19 protein-coding genes are annotated in these 20,036 nt (G+C 70.1%); 8 read left to right on the top strand and 11 right to left on the bottom strand.

Annotation, left to right across the window (positions count from 1 at the left end; genetic code table 11):
- Nucleotides 1-51 precede the first annotated feature (51 nt).
- From EIZ45_RS10200 to EIZ45_RS10180, 5 genes are read right to left on the bottom strand one after another with little or no spacing between them, the layout of a single operon-like run.
- Nucleotides 52-3,003 carry an FAD-binding and (Fe-S)-binding domain-containing protein gene (locus tag EIZ45_RS10200; protein WP_134662384.1) on the bottom strand — a complete coding sequence of 984 codons (2,952 nt, stop codon included), beginning with the start codon at nt 3,001-3,003 and terminating at the stop codon, nt 52-54.
- A complete protein-coding gene (locus tag EIZ45_RS10195; protein ID WP_134662383.1) occupies nt 3,000-4,112 on the bottom strand; it encodes an enolase C-terminal domain-like protein in 1,113 nt (370 codons plus the stop codon). The genes EIZ45_RS10200 and EIZ45_RS10195 overlap by 4 nt, the downstream gene beginning before the upstream one ends.
- Nucleotides 4,109-5,902: a thiamine pyrophosphate-requiring protein gene (locus EIZ45_RS10190; protein ID WP_037813280.1), complete on the bottom strand. Its 1,794-nt coding sequence runs from the start codon at nt 5,900-5,902 to the stop codon at nt 4,109-4,111. The genes EIZ45_RS10195 and EIZ45_RS10190 overlap by 4 nt, the downstream gene beginning before the upstream one ends.
- A gap of 53 nt (nt 5,903-5,955) precedes the next feature.
- Nucleotides 5,956-7,767: a glycoside hydrolase family 15 protein gene (locus EIZ45_RS10185; protein WP_134662382.1), complete on the bottom strand. Its 1,812-nt coding sequence runs from the start codon at nt 7,765-7,767 to the stop codon at nt 5,956-5,958.
- 10 nt (nt 7,768-7,777) lie between these two features.
- Nucleotides 7,778-8,113 (bottom strand): hypothetical protein, encoded by a 336-nt coding sequence (locus EIZ45_RS10180; RefSeq protein WP_037813276.1) that lies wholly within the window; start codon nt 8,111-8,113, stop codon nt 7,778-7,780.
- 98 nt (nt 8,114-8,211) lie between these two features.
- On the opposite strand from EIZ45_RS10180, the gene EIZ45_RS10175 reads away from it, so the two are divergent.
- Nucleotides 8,212-10,164 carry an aconitate hydratase gene (locus EIZ45_RS10175; protein WP_134662381.1) on the top strand — a complete coding sequence of 651 codons (1,953 nt, stop codon included), beginning with the start codon at nt 8,212-8,214 and terminating at the stop codon, nt 10,162-10,164.
- A gap of 410 nt (nt 10,165-10,574) precedes the next feature.
- On the opposite strand, the gene EIZ45_RS10170 is transcribed toward EIZ45_RS10175, so the two are convergent.
- Nucleotides 10,575-11,474, bottom strand: a complete 900-nt coding sequence (locus EIZ45_RS10170; protein ID WP_134662380.1) for a Ku protein — start codon at nt 11,472-11,474, stop codon at nt 10,575-10,577.
- 100 nt (nt 11,475-11,574) lie between these two features.
- Between EIZ45_RS10170 and EIZ45_RS10165 the strand changes: the two genes are divergently transcribed.
- Together EIZ45_RS10165 and EIZ45_RS10160 are read left to right on the top strand one after the other, a co-directional pair.
- Nucleotides 11,575-12,189 (top strand): DUF47 domain-containing protein, encoded by a 615-nt coding sequence (locus EIZ45_RS10165; RefSeq protein ID WP_134662379.1) that lies wholly within the window; start codon nt 11,575-11,577, stop codon nt 12,187-12,189.
- Complete coding sequence (locus EIZ45_RS10160; protein ID WP_134662378.1) at nt 12,190-13,185, top strand: inorganic phosphate transporter; 996 nt, start codon at nt 12,190-12,192, stop codon at nt 13,183-13,185.
- Here the strand turns inward: EIZ45_RS10160 and EIZ45_RS10155 are convergent, their stop codons facing one another.
- Genes EIZ45_RS10155 through EIZ45_RS10145 form a run of 3 tightly spaced genes read right to left on the bottom strand, consistent with a single transcriptional unit; the run spans nt 13,186 to nt 15,223 of the window.
- Complete coding sequence (locus tag EIZ45_RS10155) at nt 13,186-13,815, bottom strand: phosphoribosyltransferase (protein WP_134662377.1); 630 nt, start codon at nt 13,813-13,815, stop codon at nt 13,186-13,188.
- Nucleotides 13,812-14,903: an SDR family oxidoreductase gene (locus tag EIZ45_RS10150; RefSeq protein WP_134662376.1), complete on the bottom strand. Its 1,092-nt coding sequence runs from the start codon at nt 14,901-14,903 to the stop codon at nt 13,812-13,814. The genes EIZ45_RS10155 and EIZ45_RS10150 overlap by 4 nt, the downstream gene beginning before the upstream one ends.
- The gene (locus tag EIZ45_RS10145) at nt 14,888-15,223 is read right to left on the bottom strand and encodes a DUF3040 domain-containing protein (protein ID WP_134662375.1); all 336 of its coding nucleotides are present in this window, start codon (nt 15,221-15,223) and stop codon (nt 14,888-14,890) included. The genes EIZ45_RS10150 and EIZ45_RS10145 overlap by 16 nt, the downstream gene beginning before the upstream one ends.
- 138 nt (nt 15,224-15,361) lie before the next feature.
- On the opposite strand from EIZ45_RS10145, the gene EIZ45_RS10140 reads away from it, so the two are divergent.
- Nucleotides 15,362-15,583: a hypothetical protein gene (locus EIZ45_RS10140; protein WP_037813255.1), complete on the top strand. Its 222-nt coding sequence runs from the start codon at nt 15,362-15,364 to the stop codon at nt 15,581-15,583.
- Nucleotides 15,584-15,660: 77 nt separating this feature from the next.
- Here the strand turns inward: EIZ45_RS10140 and EIZ45_RS10135 are convergent, their stop codons facing one another.
- Nucleotides 15,661-16,194: a hypothetical protein gene (locus EIZ45_RS10135; protein WP_134662374.1), complete on the bottom strand. Its 534-nt coding sequence runs from the start codon at nt 16,192-16,194 to the stop codon at nt 15,661-15,663.
- A 463-nt stretch (nt 16,195-16,657) separates the two neighbouring features.
- Between EIZ45_RS10135 and EIZ45_RS10130 the strand changes: the two genes are divergently transcribed.
- The 4 genes from EIZ45_RS10130 to EIZ45_RS46735 all read left to right on the top strand — a co-directional run bounded on the left by EIZ45_RS10130 (nt 16,658) and on the right by EIZ45_RS46735 (nt 19,539).
- Nucleotides 16,658-16,912 (top strand): hypothetical protein, encoded by a 255-nt coding sequence (locus tag EIZ45_RS10130; RefSeq protein ID WP_134662373.1) that lies wholly within the window; start codon nt 16,658-16,660, stop codon nt 16,910-16,912.
- Nucleotides 16,905-18,518 carry a hypothetical protein gene (locus EIZ45_RS10125; RefSeq protein ID WP_238606997.1) on the top strand — a complete coding sequence of 538 codons (1,614 nt, stop codon included), beginning with the start codon at nt 16,905-16,907 and terminating at the stop codon, nt 18,516-18,518. Before EIZ45_RS10130 ends, EIZ45_RS10125 begins: the two co-directional genes overlap by 8 nt.
- A gap of 16 nt (nt 18,519-18,534) precedes the next feature.
- Entirely contained in the window at nt 18,535-18,768 is a 234-nt protein-coding gene (locus EIZ45_RS10120; protein WP_134662372.1) for a hypothetical protein, read from the top strand.
- Nucleotides 18,769-19,284: 516 nt separating this feature from the next.
- A complete protein-coding gene (locus tag EIZ45_RS46735) occupies nt 19,285-19,539 on the top strand; it encodes a hypothetical protein (protein ID WP_199817666.1) in 255 nt (84 codons plus the stop codon).
- A gap of 3 nt (nt 19,540-19,542) precedes the next feature.
- Here the strand turns inward: EIZ45_RS46735 and EIZ45_RS10110 are convergent, their stop codons facing one another.
- Nucleotides 19,543-20,001: a cupin domain-containing protein gene (locus EIZ45_RS10110; protein ID WP_134662371.1), complete on the bottom strand. Its 459-nt coding sequence runs from the start codon at nt 19,999-20,001 to the stop codon at nt 19,543-19,545.
- Between the last annotated feature and the right edge of the window lie 35 nt (nt 20,002-20,036).

The raw sequence follows: 20,036 nt of genomic DNA, 5'->3' as shown, positions 1-20,036 counted from the left end.
GAAGGGCTCCTTGCCGGAATCTAGTTCCCTCAAGGAGCCCTTCACGGACGTTCAGCGGTCTTTCGAGTCGAGGCCGGCGGCCAGCAGTTCGGCGAGATGGATGCCTTCGCGTCCGCCGCTGTCCAGTTCGTGCAGTTGGGTCCGGCAGCTGAACCCGTCCGCCAGCACCGCCGTCCGACGGTCCGCCTGGCGTACTCGCGGCAGCAGCACCCTTTCCGCACAAGCCTTGCTGACTTCCAGATGCCCCCGCTCGAAGCCGAAGTTCCCGGCGAGGCCGCAGCAGCCCGAATCCAGCCGTTCGACGTCCACTCCGGCTGCCTGCAGCAGTTTCTTGTCCGCATCCCAGCCCAGCACCGCGTGCTGGTGACAGTGCACTTGGGCGAGTGCGTGCCCCGGGATCTGCGGCGGCCGGTACCCGGGGGAGCGCTGGGTCAGCAGCTCCGCGAGGGTCACGGTCTGGTCCCGCAGCCGCCGGACGTCCTGGTCGCCGGGGAACAGTTCGGCCACGTCGGAGCGGAACACCGCGGTGCAGCTGGGTTCCAGGCCGAGCACCAATCCGCCGTTCCGGAGATGCGGGGCCAGCGTGCGCACGGTGCGCGTGAGAACTCGTTTCGCGACCCCGAGCTGGCCGGTGGAAATCCAGGTCAGGCCGCAGCACACGGACGGCTCCGGCAGTTCCACCCGCCACCCCGCGTCCTCCAGCACTCGCACGGCGGCCTCGGCGACGTGCGGGTGGAAGTACGACGTGAAGGTGTCCGGCCACAACAGCACGGTGCCGCGCGCGCCGGTGCCGCCGGGTTGATGCCGGGCGAACCACCGCGGCAGCGTTTTCGGGGCGAAGCGGGGGATTACCCGGTCCTCGACCCCGGCGGCCCGCGTCGCGAGGCGGGTTTTGCTCAGCAGGTTCACCAGCCGCGCCGTGCGGGTTTTCCCCACCAGCCGGGCGACCAGCGGCAGCCAGCCCATGCTGAAGTCCGACCGCGGCCGTTTCCACGGACGGCCTTCGTAATGGTGGGCAAGGAATTCCGCCTTGTAGGTGGCCATGTCCACATCGGCCGGGCAGTCCGATTTGCAGCCTTTGCAGGAAAGGCACAGGTCGAGCGCGTCGCGGACCTCGGTGGAGCGCCAGCCGTCGGAGATCGGGCCGTCGTGGTGGCCGTTGAGCATCTCGAACAGCAGCCGCGCCCGGCCGCGCGTGGAGTGTTCCTCCTCGCCGGTGACCTGGTACGACGGGCACATCACGTCGCCGCTTTCCGAAGTGGACTGTCGGCAGCGGCCGACGCCGACGCACCGGTTGGCGGCCTGGGAGAACGAGCCGCCGTCGTGCGGGAAGCGGAAGTAGAGGTCCTGCGGCTCGGCGGGGGACCACGAGCCGCCGAGCCGCAGGTTTTCGTCCAGCGAGTACGGCGCGACGACCTTGCCCGGGTTCATCCGGTCGGTGGGGTCGAAGATCGCCTTGAGCTGGCCGAAAGCGGTGACCAGGTCGTTGCCGAACATGCGCGGCAGCAGTTCGCCGCGGCTCTGCCCGTCGCCGTGCTCGCCGGAGAACGAGCCGCCGAACTCCGCGACGAGATCGGCGGCGCGTTCCATGAACTTCCGGTAGGTCGCGACGCCGGACGCGGTGTAGAGGTCGAACGGGATCCGCGTGTGCACGCAGCCCTGTCCGAAGTGGCCGTACAGGCTCGGCCCGGTCTCGTCGGCGTAGCCGAATTCCGCGTACAGCGCGTCCAGCCGACGGAGGTAGTCGCCGAGTTTCTCCGGCGCTACGGCGGAATCTTCCCAGCCCTCGAAGGTGTCCCGCTCGCCAGGGACGTGCGCGGTCGCGCCTAGCCCGGCTTCGCGGACCTGCCAGAGTTCGGCTTCCTTCGCCGGATCGTCGAGGAAAGCGACCTCGGCACCTTCGATGGAGTCGAGCAGCCCGCGCGCTTGCTTGTCGGCTTCTTCGAGCGTCTGCCCGCCGAACTGGACCATCAGGAACGCCCGGCCGCGCGGCAGTTCTTCGCGGGCTTTTTCGTTGAGGTTCTTCAATCGTTCGTCGTAGAGGAGCCGGTGGTCGACGCCTTCGAGCGCGATCGGTTCGTGCGGCAGGATGTCCGGTACCGCGTCGGCGGCCGTCGCGATGTCCGGGTAGCCGAGCACGACCATCGCGCGCTCCGGCAGCACCGGCACCAGCTTCAGTTCCGCGCGCAGGACCGTGACCAGCGTCGATTCGCTGCCGACGAGCAGCCCGGCGATGTCGAAGCCGTGCTCGGGCAGCAGCGAGTCGAGGTTGTATCCGGACACCCGGCGCGGGATGTCCGGGAAGCGGCGGCGGATCTCGTCGGCGTATTCGTCGCGCAGCCGGCGCAGCTGCCGGTAGATCGCGGCGCGCCGGTCGCCGTGGTGCTCGATCTCGGCGTACTCGGCGTCGCTGGTCTTGCCGCACCAGAACCGGGTTCCGTCCGCCAGCAGCACTTCCAGGCGCACGATGTTGTCCACGACCTTGCCGGTGCGCTGGGCGGTCGCGCCGCAGGAGTTGTTGCCGATCATGCCGCCGAGGGTGCAGTTCATGTGCGTGGCCGGCTCGGGCCCGTACCGGAGTCCGGTGTCGGCGAGCTGCCGGTTGAGGTCGTCCAGCACGATTCCCGGCTGCACCACGCAGGTGCGGTTCTCCGCGTCGACGGATTCCAGCTCGGAGCAGTCCTTCGACCAGTCGAGCACCACCGCGGTGTTCGTGCACTGGCCGGCGAGGCTCGTGCCGCCGCCTCGCGAGAGCACCGGTGCGCCGAACTCCCTCGCGACCGCCAGCGCTTCGACGCCGTCGTCGGGGGAGCGCGGCACGACGACGCCGAGGGGGACCTGGCGGAAATTGGACGCGTCGGTGGAGTAGGCGGCGCGGCTGCCGTCGTCGAAGCGGACCTCGCCCTCGACCCGCTCGCGCAGCGCGGCAGCGAGGGCTTCGATGTCGATTTCGGCGGATTCCGGCACGCGGACCACGGGATTGGGGAGTTCGGCGGTGCTCATCGGCCCTCCTTGACCGCATACTCGGCCGCGGCGTCGGCGTGCAGGCGCAGCCCGTGCCCGGCGGTGGACATCGACGGGGCGACCCGGCCGCCGCTCGGGTCGAGGCCGCCGTAGAACAGTTCCCGTTCGATCCGGTCGTGGTCGGCGAACCATTCGATGTGCCGGAAGTTCGGGGTCGCGGCGGCCGCGTGCGCGGACAGATTCGGCGCGCAGTGCGCGGAAACCTCGCGATTCGCGGCGGCGGCCAGCGCGGCGACGCGCCGCCATTCCGTGTAGCCGCCGCACCGCGTCACGTCGACCTGGAGGCAGTCGACCGCGGGCAGCATCCGGGCGAAGTACGGCAGGTCGTACCCGTACTCGCCGGCGGCGATGTCCGGCCCGTCCGGCGTGCGCAGCTGCGCGAGCCCGGGCAGATCGTCGCTCGACACCGGCTCCTCGAACCAGGTCACGCCGAACTCCCGCAGCGTGTCGGCGATCCGGCGGGCCCGGCCGACCGAGTAGCCGCCGTTCGCGTCGACATACAGCGCGGCGTCGTCCCCGATCGTCTCGCGCGCCAGCCGGACCCGGCCGATGTCGCGCGCGACCGCGTTGCCCCAAGCCTCGCCGATCTTGATCTTCACCCGCGGAATGCGCTGCCGGCGGACCCAGCCGTCCAGCTGCGCGACCAGCTCGTCGTCGTCCTGCGAGGTGAAGCCGCCGCTGCCGTACACCTCGACCTCGTCGTGCACCCGGCCGAGCAGACGGCTCAGCGGAACGTCGAGCAGCCGCGCGGCCGCGTCCCAGATCGCGATGTCCACAGCGGACAGTGCACAAGAGACCAATCCGGGGCGGCCGAGGTTCCGGATCGCGTGCTGCATCGCGGTCCAGCACGCGGGCGGGTCCAAGACCGGTTTTCCCACGACGGCGGAGGCCAGTTTGCCTTCGATCAGCGGGACGCACGAGAAATCGGCGTACGTCCAGCCGAGTCCGTCGGTGCCGCCGGCCCGCACCCTGGCCACGACGAGCGTGGTGGAATCCCAGGAGAGCGTGCCGTCGGCTTCCGGCGAAGGAGTGGGCACCTGATAGGCGCTCGCGTCGATGCGTTCGATGTGCGGGGCGGCGACGGTCACCGCGACCGTCCGGGCAAGAACTCCTGCAGCTTCGTCTTCGCACCCTGGAACATCAGGTGGAACGCTTCGGGATCGCCCTTGAGCACGGACTCGGTCACCGATTTCATCTGCTCGAACGTCGCGTGCGGCGGAATCGGCGGAACCTCGGCGTCGCAGCGCACGTCCAGCACGGTCGGCCGGTCCGCGGCGAACGCGGTCCGCCAGGCCGAGGCGAGATCACCCGGGTCGTCGACGTTCACGCCTTCGAGGCCGACACTGCGGGCGAACCCGGCGTAGTCGACGTCCGGCAGCGACTGCGACTCCTCGAACTTAGGCGCGCCGCCCATCGCGCGCAGTTCCCACGTGACCTGGTTGAGGTCGTTGTTGTGGAACACGCAGATGATGCACCGAGGATCGGTCCACAACCCGTGGTAGCGGGCGATGGTGATCAGCTCGGCCATCCCGTTCATCTGCATCGCGCCGTCGCCGACGAGCGCGATCGCCGGCCGGTCGGGATGCGCGAACTTCGCGCCGATCGCGTACGGCACGCCGGGGCCCATCGTCGCGAGCGTGCCGGACAGCGTGCTGCGGATGCCTTCGCGGATCCGGAGATTGCGCGCGTACCAGTTGGTCGACGAGCCGGAATCGGCGGTGACCATCGCGTCGCCCGGGATCTGCTTCGACAGCTCGTGCACGATCCGCATCGGGTTGACCGGTTTCGCGTCGACCTCGGCCTGCTGGTCCATGGTGGTCCACCAGTCGCCGACGTTCTTCTCGATTTTCTCGCGCCACGAACGGTTTTCGGTCCGGTTCAGCTTCGGCAGCAGCGCGCGCAGGGTCGCGGCGGCGTCGCCCACGAGGTTGACCTCGGTGGGGTAGCGCATGCCGATGAACCGGCCGTCGATGTCGATCTGCACGGCGCGGGCCTGCCCGTACTCCGGCAGGAACTGGCTGTACGGGAAATTGGACCCGACGATCAGCAGGGTGTCGCAGTCGCGCATCATCTCGTAGCTGGGCCGGGTGCCGAGCAGGCCGATCGCGCCGGTCACGTACGGCAGGTCGTCGGGGAGAACGTCCTTGCCCAGCAACGCTTTCGCCACGCCGGCTCCGGTGAGGTCGGCGACCTGGCGCACCTCGTCGGCCGCGCTGCGAGCGCCTTGCCCGACGAGGATCGCGACCTTTTCCCCGGCGTTGAGCACGTCGGCTGCCTCGCTGATCGCGGGTTCGGGCGGCACCGGATTCGGCCACGCGGTCCCGGGCGGGCTCGACGGCATCTGCTTGAACGCGTGCTGCGGCGGCTCGTACGGCTCTTCCTGCAGATCCGCCGGGATGATCAGCGCGGTCGGCGTGCGCGACGCCTGCGCGACCCGGAACGCGCGGTCGAGCGCGTTGGGCAGCTGCTCGGCGACGTTCACCTCGATGCAGTACTCGTTCGCGACATCCCGGTACAGCGCCTGGAGTTCGACCTCCTGCTGGTAGCTGCCGCCCATCGCGGTGCGCGCGGTCTGCCCGACGATCGCGACGACCGGGACGTGGTCGAGTTTCGCGTCGTAGAGCCCGTTCAGCAGGTGGATCGCGCCGGGCCCGGACGTCGCCATGCACACGCCGACGGCCCCGCTGAACTTCGCGTAGCCGACCGCGGAGAAGGCGGCCATCTCCTCGTGCCGGGCCTGGACGAAGCGCGGCTGGTTGTCCGCCTTGCCGAAGGACGCGACGAGACCGTTGATCCCGTCGCCGGGGTACGCGAACACCTGTTCCACGCCCCAGTCACGCAGCCGCGAAAGCAGGTAGTCGCCGACGGTCTCGGTCATGACAAGTCCTCCCGTGCGTTGAGTCCTCCCCGGCTACCCGGAGGTCGGGGGCGTTACACGTCGTGTCGCAGCCCCTGTTCGTGGCCTGTCGCGTTTGTGGTGGTTTCCGCTCCGTCGAGGTGGCGCGCGGTGTTGACGAGCCCGACCATGCTGAACGCCTGCGGCATGTTCCCGAGCTGCCGTCCGGCGCTCATGTCGTATTCCTCGCTCAACAGGCCGACGTCGTTGCGGACGGCCAGCATCTGCTCGAAAACCTCGACGGCTTCCTCGGTCCGGCCGGTTCCGTGCAACGCGTCGGCGAGCCAGAAACTGCACGGCAGGAAAGCGCCTTCGCCGCCGCTCAATTCGCTGGGACCGGAGTCGGCGTCCGGGTCGAAACGGTGGACGAAACCGTCCCGCGACAGTTCTTTCCGCACCGCGTCGACGGTTCCGCGCACCCGGGGGTCGCTTCCGGGGAGGAAGCCGACGCGGGGGATGAGCAGCAACGCGGCGTCCAGGCCGTGCGAGCCGTAGAACTGGGTGAAAGTGTTGCGGTCGGTGTCGAAACCCTTCCGGCAGACTTCCTCGTGAATGCGGTCGCGCAGTGCGCGCCAGCGGTCGACCGGTCCGTCGAGATCGTGGCATTCCACCGTCCGGACGGCCCGGTCGACGCCCGCCCACGCCATCACCTTGGAATGCACGAAATGCTGCGGTTCGCCGCGGACCTCCCACAGGCTCCGGTCGGGCTGATCCCAATGGCCTTCGAGGAAATCGAGCAATCCGCGTTGCAGATCCCATGCCGGATGTATCACCGGAAGTCCGGCTTCGCGGACGAGGTGCAGGCCGTCGAGCGCTTCGCCCCACACGTCGAGCTGGACCTGGCCCGCCGCGGCGTTGCCGATCCGCACCGGGGCGGAACCGGCGTATCCGTCGAGCCAGTCCAATGTGGACTCCGGAACGCGGCGGGAACCGTCGAGTCCGTACAGGACCTGGAGGTCGGCCGGATCGCCGGCCGCGGCGCGGACGAGCCATTCGCGCCAGGCTTTCGCTTCGTCCGGATAGCCGGTGCCGACGAGCGCCTGCAGGGTGAAGGTGGCGTCGCGCAGCCAGCAGTAGCGGTAGTCCCAGTTGCGTTCGCCGCCGAGTTGTTCCGGCAGCGAGGTCGTCGGCGCGGCGAGAATGCCGCCCGTCGGTTCGTAGGTGAGCGCCTTCAAGGTGATCAGCGCACGGCGCACCGCGGAGGGCCATCGGCCGTCGTATCGGCAGCGGCCGATCCAGTCCGCCCAGAAGCGTTCGGTGTGCGCCAGCGCTTTCTCGGCGTCAGCCGGATCGGGGCGTTCCTGGTACGAGGCGTGGTAGGTCAGCACGAACGGAACGCGGTCGCCCTCGGCAACGGTGAATTCGGCGAACCCCTCGGTGGACACGTCGACCGGAGTGGTCAGCCGGACCGCGTCGGGGCCCGCGACCGCGTCGAATCGTCCGTCCACGTGCCGGACCCACGGCCGCACCGAGCCGTAGTCGAACCGCGGCCGCAGGCAGGTCCGCATCGGGACCCGGCCGCGCACGCCTTCGACGATGCGGACGAGATCGGCCGCTCCGTCGCGCGGCGGCATGAAATCGACCACGCGCACGGTGCCGTCGGCGGTTTCCCATTCGCTGGCGAGGACCAGGGAGTCGCCGACGTAACCTCGGCGGGTGGTCGGCCCGCCGTCCGCGGGTCCGAGCTGCCACACCCCCGCGCTTTCGTCGTGCAGCAGCGCGGCGAAGCACGCGGGGGAGTCGAACCGCGGCAGGCACAGCCACTCGACCGCACCTTCCCGCGACACCAACGCCGCGGTGTGCAGGTCGCCGAGCAGGGCATAGTCTTCGATCGGGCGCTGGTTCATCGCGGCGGATTCAGTCCCGGCCGAGCGCCTTCGCCAGTTCCTTCTTGGTCATCGTCGACCGGCCGTGGATATTGCGCTTCTTGGCCTCGTTGTACAGCTGGTCGCGCGTCGGGCCCCCGGGGCCGAGCCGCTTGCCGGAACGATGGCCGCCGCGCTTCTGCGGCGATTTGTCGCGCACCGAGGACTTGCTCGCGCGGTCCGATTCGCCCGACTGCGCCCGGTTCTTGTTCACCGTGCGGGCGGCGATCTCCTTCGCGCGCTTCTTGCTGGCGCCGCGGTCTTCCTGCGACTCCTCGATGTGCTGGTACTGCCGTTCCCGTTTCGAGCTCCAAGCCTGCTGCGGCATCCCAGTCTCCTTCCGCCGTTCTTGATCCCCGGATTGCCCGCGTGCCGCGCGCGGAAACATCGCGGTTCGCCGCGCCGGAAACGGGTACCCGCTCGCGAGTGGGACGCGAACAGACTCTCGCCGGGCGGCTGCTGGCCGAGCACCTGGTCGCCGGCCGGCTCGAACCAGGGACCGAAATCGGCCTGCGGGTCGATCAGACGCTGACCCAGGACGCCACGGGCACGCTCGTGATGCAGGAGCTCGAGGCGCTCGGGCTCGACCGCGCGCGAACCGAGCTGAGCGTCCAGTACGTCGACCACAACCTGCTGCAGGCGGACGAGAAGAACGCCGAGGACCACGCTTACCTGCGTTCCGCCTGCCGCCGGTTCGGGCTGTGGTTCTCCAAACCGGGCAACGGCGTTTCGCACCCGACGCACATGGAGCGGTTCGGCGTGCCCGGCAAGAGCCTCGCCGGGTCCGATTCGCACACCTGTGCGGCGGGCGCGCTGGGCATGCTCGCCGTCGGCGTCGGCGGCCTCGAAGTGGCGCTGGCCATCGCCGGGGAGCCGCTCTACCTGCGGATGCCGGAGGTCTGGGGCGTCCGGCTGGAGAACGAGCTGCCGCCGTGGGTGTCGGCGAAGGACGTCGTGCTGGAGATGCTGCGGCGGCACGGCGTGAGCGGCGGACGGCACCGGATCATCGAGTACCACGGCCCGGGGCTGGCGTGCCTGAGCGCGATGGACCGGCACGTGATCGCCAACATGGGCGCCGAGCTGGGCGCGACCGCGTCGGTGTTCCCGGCCGACGAAGCGATCCGCGCGTTCCTGCGGGCGGAGGGGCGCGAACACGACTTCCGCGACCTGCGCGCCGGACGCGACGCCTCCTACGACATCGAAGACGTGATCGATCTGTCCACAGTGGAGCCATTGGTGGCGAAGCCGTCGTCGCCGGGCAACGTGGCGCCGGTGCGCGAGGTGTCGGGGACGCCGGTGGGCCAGGTCGTGATCGGTTCCTCCGCCAACCCCGGTTTCCGGGACTTCGCGGTCGCCGCGGCCACCGTCCGGGGCAGGCAGACGGCCGATTCGGTGAGCTTCGACGTCAACCCGACCTCGCGGCAGATCCTTGTCGAACTCGCCCGCAGCGGACACCTCACCGACCTCGTCGCGGCCGGGGCCCGCGTGCACCAGGCGGGCTGCCTCGGCTGCATCGGAATGGGCCAGGCGCCCGCGCCCGGCACGAACTCGCTGCGCACCTTCCCGCGGAACTTCCCCGGCCGGTCCGGCACCGCCGACGACTCGGTCTGGCTGTGCTCGCCGGAGACCGCGGCGGTGTCGGCGCTGACCGGCGTGCTGACCGATCCGCGCGACTACGCCACCGCCCACCACCTCGCGTACCCGCGCGTCGCCGGACCAGCCCGTTCGGCAGCCGACCCGCGCGTCTTCGCCGCTCCGCTGCCGGAGGAGGAGGCGCTGCGGGAGGAGCTGGTGAAAGGCCCGAACGTCGCCGGCTTGCCGGACTTCGACCCGCTGCCGGACGAGCTCGAGGGCCCGGTCCTGCTGAAGGCCGGGGACGACGTGTCGACCGACGAAATCTCGCCCGCCGGAGCCCGCGCGCTGCCCTACCGCTCGAATATCCCGAAGCTGGCCGAGTTCACCTTCACCCGGATCGACGAGGACTACCCGAAGCGTGCGGCCGACAGTCCGGCGCACTTCGTGGTCGCGGGGGAGAACTACGGCCAGGGCTCGTCGCGCGAGCACGCCGCGATCACCGCCCGGTACCTGGGTTTGCGCGTGGTGCTGGCCCGGTCGTTCGCCCGGATCCACTGGCAGAACCTGGTCAACTTCGGGGTGCTGCCGCTGGAATTCGCCGAGTCGGAGGACAGCGAGAAGATCGAGCGCGACGACGTGCTGTCGGTGTCCGGGCTGCACCGGCTGGCCGAGACGGGGGAGTTCACGGTGCGGAACCAGACCCGGGACGAGGAGTACCGGGCACGCCACCAGCTGTCGCCGCGGCAGGTGGACGTGCTGCTGGCCGGCGGGCGGATTCCGCAGCTGGCTCGGGCGCTGCACTGAGCGCGTCCCCTGTGCTGGCGCGCTGGTTGGGTGTCGTGAGGGGCCCCCTGAGGGAATCAGATTCCCTCAGGGGGCCCCTCACGACACCCCTTACGGTTCCAGCCCGGGTCGGCGACCGCCGAAACACCCGCGAAAGCCCTTGCAGGGCGCTGAAGCCCCCCACCCCGGAAACATCCCGCGCGAAACGCCAGCTTTCGGCTGTCTGGCAGCTTCTGGAGGTCTGTGAGGGGAGCCCAGAGGGATCTGGTTCTCCCAATACCAGGAACTTGAGGCGGACCAGCGGGCGCGTTCGAGCCGCGTCCGCCCAGGCCGAAGTTCTCGCCTGGCCTGGGATGCGGGTGTGCGGTCCATGCGGGCCGCCTTGAGGGAATCTGATTCCCTCAAGGAGTCCTTCACGGACCGCTGGCTGGTCAGGAGGCCTTCAGCGCAGCCTCCAGGTCGGCGCGCGACATCTTCGAACGCCCCTTGACGTCGCGTTCCTTCGCGAGCTTCTGCAGCTCCGTTTTGGACAGCTCGGACAGATCCGGCGTGCGCTGCTTGCGGCTGCCGCGCACGCTCTTCGCCAGCGCCTCCATGAGGTCGACCACCTTCGTCGGCTGCTCCGGCTCGGCGGCGGGCGTGACGGTGTTCCCGGCCCGTTTGGCCTCGATCAGCTCCTCCACCCGCTCGCGGTAGGTGTCGCGGAACTCGTCGGGCTTCCACGGCTCGGTCATCGCGTCGATCAGCTTGACCGCGAGGTCCAGTTCCTTCTGGTTCGTCTTGGCCTTGGCGGGCAGCTGCGGCACGTCGTCCGCGTTGCGCACCTCGGCGGCGTAATGCAGCGTGTTGAGCACGATCACCCCGTCGCCGGCGCGGGCGAGCGCGAGGTGTTCGCGGCCGTGGAAGACGAACTTCGCGACGGCCGCCTTGTCCCGGCTGGACAGTGCGTCGAGCAGCAGCACGTACGGGCGCTGCGCTTCCTCCTTGGCGGGCGCGAGCCAGTACGCGCGGTCGAAGAACAGCGGGTCGACCTCCTCGAGGTCCACGAAGCTCTCCACCTCGAGCGACCTCGACCGGCCCGGCGCGATCTCGTCGAGTTCCTCCTGCTCGACCAGCACGTACTCGTCGTCGCCGACCTCCCGGCCGCGGACGATGTCGTCGTAGGACACCTCGTCGCCGGTCCGCTCGTTCACCCGCCGGTAGCGGATGCGGTCCTGAGTCCCGCGCTGGAACTGCGTGAAGTGCACGGCATGGTCCTCGACCGCCTTGTACATCCGCACCGGGACGTTGACCAGCCCGAACGACAGCGCACCCTGCCACACCGGACGCATCGGCGCTCCTTCCTCCCTGTTGCCCGGCGGGTACCCAATCCGGGCGCGCGGCACACCGCGCCGGTGTGAGCGAAGGGGTTACGGGGTAGCTTTTGCTCCGATGCGCATAAAACCTCGCGGAAGCCAGTTCTTCCAGCTGCTCGCGGACGCGGCCGCGAACCTCGTCACCGCCACCGCGCTCCTGCGGGACCTCACCGAGGCGTCGCCGCCGGACCGGGAGGCGATCGCGGCCCGGCTGCACGAGGTCGAACACGCCGGCGACGACCTGACGCACACCATCATGGTCGAGCTGAACAGCACGTTCGTCACGCCGTTCGACCGCGAGGACATCCAGGCGCTGGCCGCCCGGATCGACGACGTGCTGGACTTTGTGGACACTGCCGCCGACCTCGCGGTGCTGTACCGGCTCGACAAGTTCCCGCCGGGCACCGACGGGATGCTGCGGGTGCTGTGCCGCGCGGCGGAGCTGACCGCGGAAGCCATGCCGGGGCTCTCGAAGGTCGGCGAGCTGTCGCCGTACTGGATCGAGATCAACGCGCTGGAGAACGAGGCTGACCACACCTACCGGCGGATGCTCGCCGACCTCTTCCAGCCGGGGGCCGACGCGCTCGAGGTGCTCAAGGCGAAGGAGGTCGTCGAACAGTTCGAACTGGCGGCCGACGGCTTCGAGCACGTCGCGGACGTGGTGCAGACCATCGCGGTCAAGGAGTCCTGAGTGGACAGCACCGCCGCGCTGGTCGCCGTCGTGGTGCTGACGGTCTTCTTCGACTACACCAACGGTTTCCACGACGCGGCCAACGCGATCGCCAGCGCGGTCTCGACCCGGGCGCTCCCGTTGCGCACCGCGCTCGTGCTGGCCGCGGTGATGAACCTGGCCGGAGCGCTGCTGTCGACCGGGATCGCCGCCACCGTCGCGAAGGGGATCATCGACGTCCCGCCCGGCCCGGGCGCGCTGACCGTGGTGCTCGCCGCGCTGGTCGGCGCGATCGCGTGGAACCTCGTGACCTGGTATTTCGGGCTGCCGTCCTCGTCGTCGCATTCGCTGATCGGCGGGATGGTCGGGGCCGCGCTGGCCGCGGCGAGCACCGTGCACTGGACCGGCATCGTGGAGAAAGTGCTGGTGCCGATGGTCGCGTCGCCGCTGCTCGGGCTCGTGCTCGGCTACGCGGCGATGGTGGCGGTGCTCTGGCTGCTGCGCCGGGCGAACCCGCACCGCAGCGGCCGGGTGTTCCGGCGGATGCAGATCGTGTCGGCCTCGGCGCTCGCGCTCGGACACGGGTTGCAGGACGCGCAAAAGGGCATGGGCGTGCTCGTCCTGGCGCTGATCGCGGCGGGCAAACAGGACACGTTCGCGGTGCCCCTGTGGGTGACGCTGGTGTGCGCCGGCGCGCTGTCGCTCGGCACCTGCTCGGGCGGCATGCGCATCATGCGGACGCTCGGCCGCCGCGTCTTCCCGCTCGACCCGCCGCACGGGTTCGTGGCGGAATCGGTCGGGGCGTCGGTGCTGTACTTGACCGCGTTCGCGGTGAAGGCGCCGATTTCGACCACGCACGTGATCACGGCGGCGGTGATGGGCGTCGGCGCGACGCGGCGGCTTTCGGCGGTGCGGTGGGGGATCGCGCGGGACATCGTGCTCGGCTGGGTGCTGACGTTCCCGGCGGCGGCGGGGGTCGCCGCGCTGATGTTCTGGCTGCTGTCCGCGTTCAACTGATCACGGGGGCACCAGGGCGAGAACTTCCTCGTCGCTGGTGGGGCTGAAGTCCGCATAGAACTCGCCGACCGCGCGGAATTCCTCCGGCTCCCGCAGGCAGACCACCTCGTCCGCCTCGCGGGAGAGCTTGTCCAGCGCGGGCGGTGCGCCGACGGGAGCGGCGAAGACCAGCCGCAGCGGTGCGTGCGCCCGGAGGGCCCGCAGCGCGGCGATCGCGGTCCCGCCGGTGGCCACGCCGTCGTCGACCACCACGACGTCGTGCCCCGCCGGCGAGCGCGGGGCGCGGCTGCCCAGGTAGCGGCGGACCTGGTCGCGGGCCTCGGTGCGGGCGTGGTCGACCTGGCCGGCGATGTCCTCCGGCGTGAGCCCGAGCGCCCGGAGCCCGGCGCGGTCGAAGAACGGCGGCCCGTCCGCCGCGACGGCGCCGAGGCCGAGTTCCGGTTGCCCCGGTGCGCTGATTTTGCGGGTGACGAGCAGTTCCAGCGGCGCGTCCAGTTCTTCGGCGACGGGCGCGGCGACCGGAAGCCCGCCGCGGGCGAGCCCGAAGACCACCGGGTCCGCCCATTCCCGGCAGGCCAGGGCGGCGGCGAGCCGGGCGCCCGCGTCGGCGCGGTCCCGGAACGGTCTCACCGGCGGCCCTTCTTCGCAGCGCGCCGGAGCGTTTGCCGGACAGTGGCCAGACCAGCGGCTACGCGGGCCGCGGGCCGATTTCGCTTCTTCGCGGTGCGGCGCAGCAGTTCCCCGGCACCGACTACGGCGGCGGTGAGCCCGGCGGCGACCGCTCCGTGATGGCGGCTCAGCACTGGTTGCACGTCTCGCGTCTTCGCCTGCTGGTCGAACTCCCCGTGCGCGCCGTAGTCGAACCCGCGCGGGCCGTCCGCGGGCTCCCACAGGTTCGCGGGCTGGCTCGGCCGTTGCGGCTGGCCGGTTTGCTGCGCACCGAAGCCGGTGCGGGCGAGGTACCGGTCGAGCAGGCCCGGCGCGACGGCGTTGGCCAGCAGCGTCGCGGCGGTGCTGGTGCCGACCCAGTATTCGCGGCGGCGCGGATGATCAGCCGCGTGCAGCACCGCGCGGGCGGCGAGTTCGGGCTGGTAGATCGGCGGGACCGGCTGGGCGTGTTCGGGCAGCCGGGACAACAGCCAGGTGAACTGCGGCGTGTTGACCGCGGGCAGGTGCACCATGGTCGTGCGGATTCCGCTGCGCTCGTGGAGAAGTTCGCAGCGCAGCGCCTCGTTGAAGCCCTGAATCGCGTGCTTGGCCCCGCAATACGCGCTCTGCAGCGGGATCCCTCGATACGCGAGCGCCGAGCCGACCTGGACGATCGTGCCCGCGTCCCGCGGTTTCATCCGCGCGAGAGCGGCCATCGTGCCGTGCACGAAACCGAGATAGGTCACCTCGGTGACCCGGCGGTATTCGTCCGGCTTGACGTCGGCGAACCGGGCGAACACCGAGCTGAACGCGACGTTGACCCAGACGTCGATCGGCCCGAGCTCCTCCTCGGCGCGGGTGGCGGCAGCGTCGACCTGGGCGAAATCGGCGACGTCCGCCGGCAGTTCCAGCGGCGTGCCCCCGGCTTTCCGGACGTCCTCCGCCGCGGCGGCGAGCCCCTTCTCGCCCCGGGCCAGCAATGCGACCTTCGCGCCGCGGCTGCCATACGCTCGGGCGACGGCCCGGCCCACTCCGGCGCTGGCCCCGGTCACGACTACGACGGGCGGCATGGAAATCCTTTCCCCGGACCGGGAGTCCGGCGGCTCGGCGGACGCAGACACTCCTGGCGGGCGACGTGCCCGCACACCGCGATCGCCCCCAGCACGAAGCCGAGCAGCGCGAGCGGCACCTCCGGCGGAAAGACGATCCCGCAGACGACCAGGGCGGCCGCGACCGCGGTCAGCGCCCAGCACGCCACCGGCCAAACCCGGCGCAGCGGCCACGCCGCCTGTCCGAAGGCGCGCCGCATCCACAGCGCGTCGGTGGCGAGCAGCTCGCGTTCCATCGAACGCAGCGCCCGGTGGGGATCCGGCTGCCGGTGCGCGGCCATCGCCTGCTCCCTTCCGCCTGACCGACGGCTTACCCGTTCCCGGCCAGGCCAAACCGGAACGGCGGAGGCGTCCGGTTTGCCCCGGAAGACGCCGGGTAACCGGACGCTTTCGCCGGAGCACGTCGGAGGGAGCACGAGATGAGCAGGCTGCTGGTGGACCCGGAGAGCGCGACCGTCCCCTGTGGACAGTGCGGGCGCGAGGCGGTGCACGTGGGCAGGCTGGTGCAGGAGGACGGGACGCCGGTCAGCCACGCGGTGGTGTGCACGGTGTGCCGGGCCCATCGTCCGGGACCGGGGCTGGGGGAGACGCGACGTCCGCGGCTGGCCGTGCTTTCGCGGCCCGCCGACGGCTCGCCCTAGGCCGTCGCGTTCGGCAGAAGTCCGTGAAGGGCTCCTTGAGGGAATCAGATTCCGTCAAGGAGCCCTTCACGTCCCGCTCAGTCGATGCCGAGCACGGACTCGGCGGTGGTCCAGTTGGCAAGCATCGCGTGCTGCGCGTCGGCGAGGGTGGCTTTCCCGGCGCAGACCGCCTTCTTCACCGCGTTCTCGACGGAATCCTTGCTGTAGGAGTTCTGGTCGCCGTCGTGCGGCTCGAGCCAGAGGTTCTTCGGATCCTTCGGCGCGCCGCCCAGTTCGAGCGGCAGGAAGTGGTCCTCCTCGTACGAGCTGAGCGAGGTGTCGGAGTAGCCGTAGTCGATGATGCCCTGCTTCTTGAGCTTGTTGGTGTAGGTCGTCGGCGGGCGGATGGTCGCGGTCCAGCCGGGGACGCAGATCGTGTCGCCGATGGTGTCCTGGGTGACGTCCGGGTTGGTCGCGCCGGGCGTGCAGGCCGGGTCGGGCAGCGGAAGATAGGACTGCGAGCAGGCAGCGGCGAGAGCGTGCGGAACGGCGGCGTGCGCGGCGGGCGCGGCCAAAGCGAGCGAACCGGCCAGAATGACGGCGGGCGCGGCGAAACGGGCAAGTCGGGACATGGGAAATCTCCTCCCTGGAGCACGGTCGCGCCAGCGTCCGCCGATTCCGGGCAAGCGCACTACCTACCTTCGAAGGAATGCGTGAAGAATTAACCGGGTGCTCAACTTGCCGGACGGCAAAATGCGCAAGGTGGACGTGCCTTCTGGGCGCCTGAGGGGATGATCCGAAAACGCGGCGCAAGCCGGGCGAACGGGCCGGGGATGCTTGATCCGCCAGCATTCGGGCGTTCGGGGCGAGTCCGGACGGGCGGCTCCGGATGGCTGGAAAGGTTCTTCGGAACTGTTTCCGGTCGGTTTTTATGCGCCTTCCGGGCGAATCGGGGAAAAAATGCTGCAATCGATTTCCGCTGCGCCGTTCGGCTGAAGGTGGCGGCGTCCCGTATCCGTCGCCGGGTCTGGTGCGACCTTTTTCGTGAACCTCGCCGGAATTGATCTTTTCGGGCGGAATTCCCGGGAGTGAACGATGAGCGAACCGGAAGGGCCGCGGTCCGGAGCCGGACGCGGAGAGGGCGCGGAAAGCGGCCCGGCGGGCGAAAACGCGCCCGCCGAACCGGAAGCGGGGTACGAGATTCCGATCGGGATGCCGGTCCCGGCCGCCGAGCTGGAACGGCTGAAGGCCGCCGCCGAGCGGCACCGCGATCGGGAGGAGGAGGCCGACGCCCCGGCACGGGCCGGCGACGAGGCCGCGGAGGAAGAGGGTGATCACCGTGATGCCTGAAGCACAGGTGCTCGAAGGCCAGGCAGGGGAAACGGCCGGGGGCGCGTCGCGGGAAATGGCGGATCTGACGGTCGGCGAACTGCTCGCCGAACCGCTGTCCCCGGAACGGTCGCCGTTGTTCGCGCAACGGTTCCCGGTTCCGGTCGAGGAGTACGACCGGCTGAAGACCGGCGCGCGCGAGCACGGCGCGGAGGCGCTGGCCCCGGGGGACGCGCTCGACGCGCAGCTGGACGAGGAAGCGGCGGCGGAACTGTCGGAGGAGAACCCGCCGGAGGACGAGATCGTCGAGGGGCTCGCGCCGGCGGCGTCGGCGAGTTTCGAGGGGATTTCGCAGACCGCGTTCCGGCCGCCGGACTGCACGGTCGCGGTCGGCCCGAAGCAGGTCATGGCCGCGGTCAACGTGGACCTGGTCGGCTACGACAAGACCGGGCTGCAACAGTTCCGGTGGGCCAATTTCACCGCGATGTTCAACCCGGTGCTGCCCGCCGGGGCGCAGCTGTTCGACCCGAAACTGGCCTACGACCACTACAGCGGCCGCTGGATCGTCTGCATCGCCGCCCGGCGCGCGAACCCGCAGGGATCGTGGATCATGCTCGGCGTCTCGCAGACGGCCGACCCCGCGGGCGCGTACTGGATCTGGAGCACCGACGCGACCGCGAACGGGGCCACCGCCACCGGCAACTGGTCGGACTACCCGATGCTGGGCTTCGACAGCCAGGCGATTTACGTGTCCACCAACCAATTCGCCTTCGGCGGCGGGTTCGCCTACGCGAAACTGCGGATCTTCAACAAGGCGGAGCTGTACGGCGGCGGGTCCGGCGGCGGCCACACGATCCGCTGGTGGGACTTCTGGGGCCTGAAGAACCCGGACGGGAGCGCTGCGTTCTCCGTCCAGCCGGCCTGCCATTTCCAAGGCGTGGGCGGGAATCCGCGCGCTTACCTGGTGAACTCGCTGTTCCCGTCGGGGTCGAGCCTGACTCTGTGGACGCTGTCGAACCCGCTGGGCCTGTGGTCGGGCGGCGCGCCGACGCTGGCCGCGACCGCCGTACCGTGCCGGAGCTACAACCTGCCGCCCGGCGCGGTGCAAAAGGACGGCGGGACAACGAGAATCGCCACGAACGACACCCGGCTGCTCAACGCGGTCTTCCAGGCGGCGGGCCGGACCCAGCGGTTGTGGACGACGCACACGTCCGCGTACAGCTGGCGGGGCGACACCGAAGCCCGGTCAGTGGTGCAGTGGTACGAGATCGACGTGCCCAGCCACGCGATCACGCAACAGGGCGCCTTCGGCGCGCCGGGCAGGCACTACTTCTTCCCGGTGATCCAGACCGACATTTCCCGCAACGCCCACGTGGCGTTCGGCCGGTCCGCCGCCGACGAGTACGGCCACTTCCGCCAGACCGGCCGCCTCGCCACCGATCCGCCGGGAACGTTGCAGGGCAGCGCTTCGGTGATCGCCGGGCAGAGCGCCTACACCGGCGGCAGATGGGGCGACTACTTCGGCATCGGCCGGGACCCGTCGGATTCCCGGACCGTGTGGAGCTACGGCGAATATGCCGGAGCGGGCAACACCTGGCGGACCCGTCTCAACGCGGCGAAGTACTGAGAGCAGGGAGGGTGTCATGAACACTGCACAGAAGTTCCGGATCGCGGCGGAGGCCGCGCTCGCGGTGCTCAGCGCGGTCGCGCTGGTGCTGACGCTCACGGTCCCGGACTGGATCGAACGCACGACCGGCGCGTCCCCGGACGGCGGAGGCGGCGAAGCCGAGTGGCTGCTGACGGCGGTCGCCTGCGTGGCGACGGTGCTGTTCGCCGGATTGGCCACGTGGGAGTGGCGGCGGTTGCGGACGGCGTGACCGGCACGAGCGGGCACCGGACTTCACGGCGGTGCCCGCTCTTCGCCGGGTTTCTCCGCGGAACGCCGGACGGGAATTCCGGGCTGCCCTAGGCTGATCCGGTGACTGCCTTCGAACCGTCGCCCGAGGTCCGCCGGTCCGACCTTCCGATGTATCTGGTGGAAAACCCATACCTTCGGGCGCGCCCCGGTTCTCGGAACACCTTCGGCGGCAGGCCGATCCTGCCCGAGGGCGAGGACTGGCCGGAGTGCTACTGCGGCGAGCGGATGGCGTTGTTCTTCCAGCTGGACGTCCCGCCGGACATTCCGCAGTTCGGCGGCGACCACCTGCTCGTGTTCCAGTGCCCGGTGCACAACGACGCGGCCTGCCTGCCCGGAGATCCGGAGCAGCTTCCGGAGTGCTACTGGGAAAATCCGCACGTGCTGGATCACCCCGGCGCGTTCTCCGGAGTACGAGATGGAAACCGTGTGGAGGCCTGTCCCGCGCGAAGGGTTCACCGAACGGAGCACCGGCCGGATGGAGTTCAAAGTCGGCGGGCTGCCGTGCTGGCTTCAGGGTCCGCAACGGCACGTCTGCGCGTGCGGTGCCGAGATGGCGTTCTTGTGCGAGATTCCGGAGTGCACCGAATTCGCGAGGCGGCCCGGCCGAGCGGACCAGCGCCACGATTCCTATGGAGATTCCTATGTGCTGTTTCTCGGCAACGCGGTGTACCTGCTCGCGTGCCCGGAACACTGTCATCTCGCAGCGGTCTGGCCGGTGCCGCAGAACTGACCCTCATTCCTCGTAGGTGATCGAATACCGCGCCGCCACCGGATTGATCTTCACCGGGTCCACCGCGCCGTCCGTCAGCACTGCCGGACCGGCCTCGAACAGGTCCTCGAGGTAGTGCTCCCACCCGCCCGGCGAGGAGATCTGCAGCAGCCGCGGCGCGGGATCCGAAACCGCCCGCAGCGCATGCGGAACCCCGTGCGGCAGCAGCACGAACATCCCCTTCGCCGCGACGTGAGTCTCGTCGGCGAAGTCGATGCCCAGTTCCCCTTCGAGCACGTAAATGCATTCGTCGGCCTCGTGGTGGACGTGCCGCGGGATGTCGCGCGCCAGCGTCACCTCCAGCAGCGAGAACCGGGTCTCGGTGTCGCCGGTCATCGCCTTCACCGCGAATGCGGGCGGCAGCAGCACCCGGCCCGGGCGTGCCTCGCCGGGCTGCAGGAGCAGGAAGCGGTCTTTCGTCATGGGGTATCCTCGCAGACGAATCGGAAGCGGAGTCC

The organism is Amycolatopsis sp. CFH S0740, from assembly GCF_004522315.1.
Taxonomy (GTDB): domain Bacteria; phylum Actinomycetota; class Actinomycetes; order Mycobacteriales; family Pseudonocardiaceae; genus Amycolatopsis; species Amycolatopsis nivea.
Note: the sequence above shows the minus strand (reverse complement) of the source record. Positions and strands in the feature narration are given on the sequence as shown.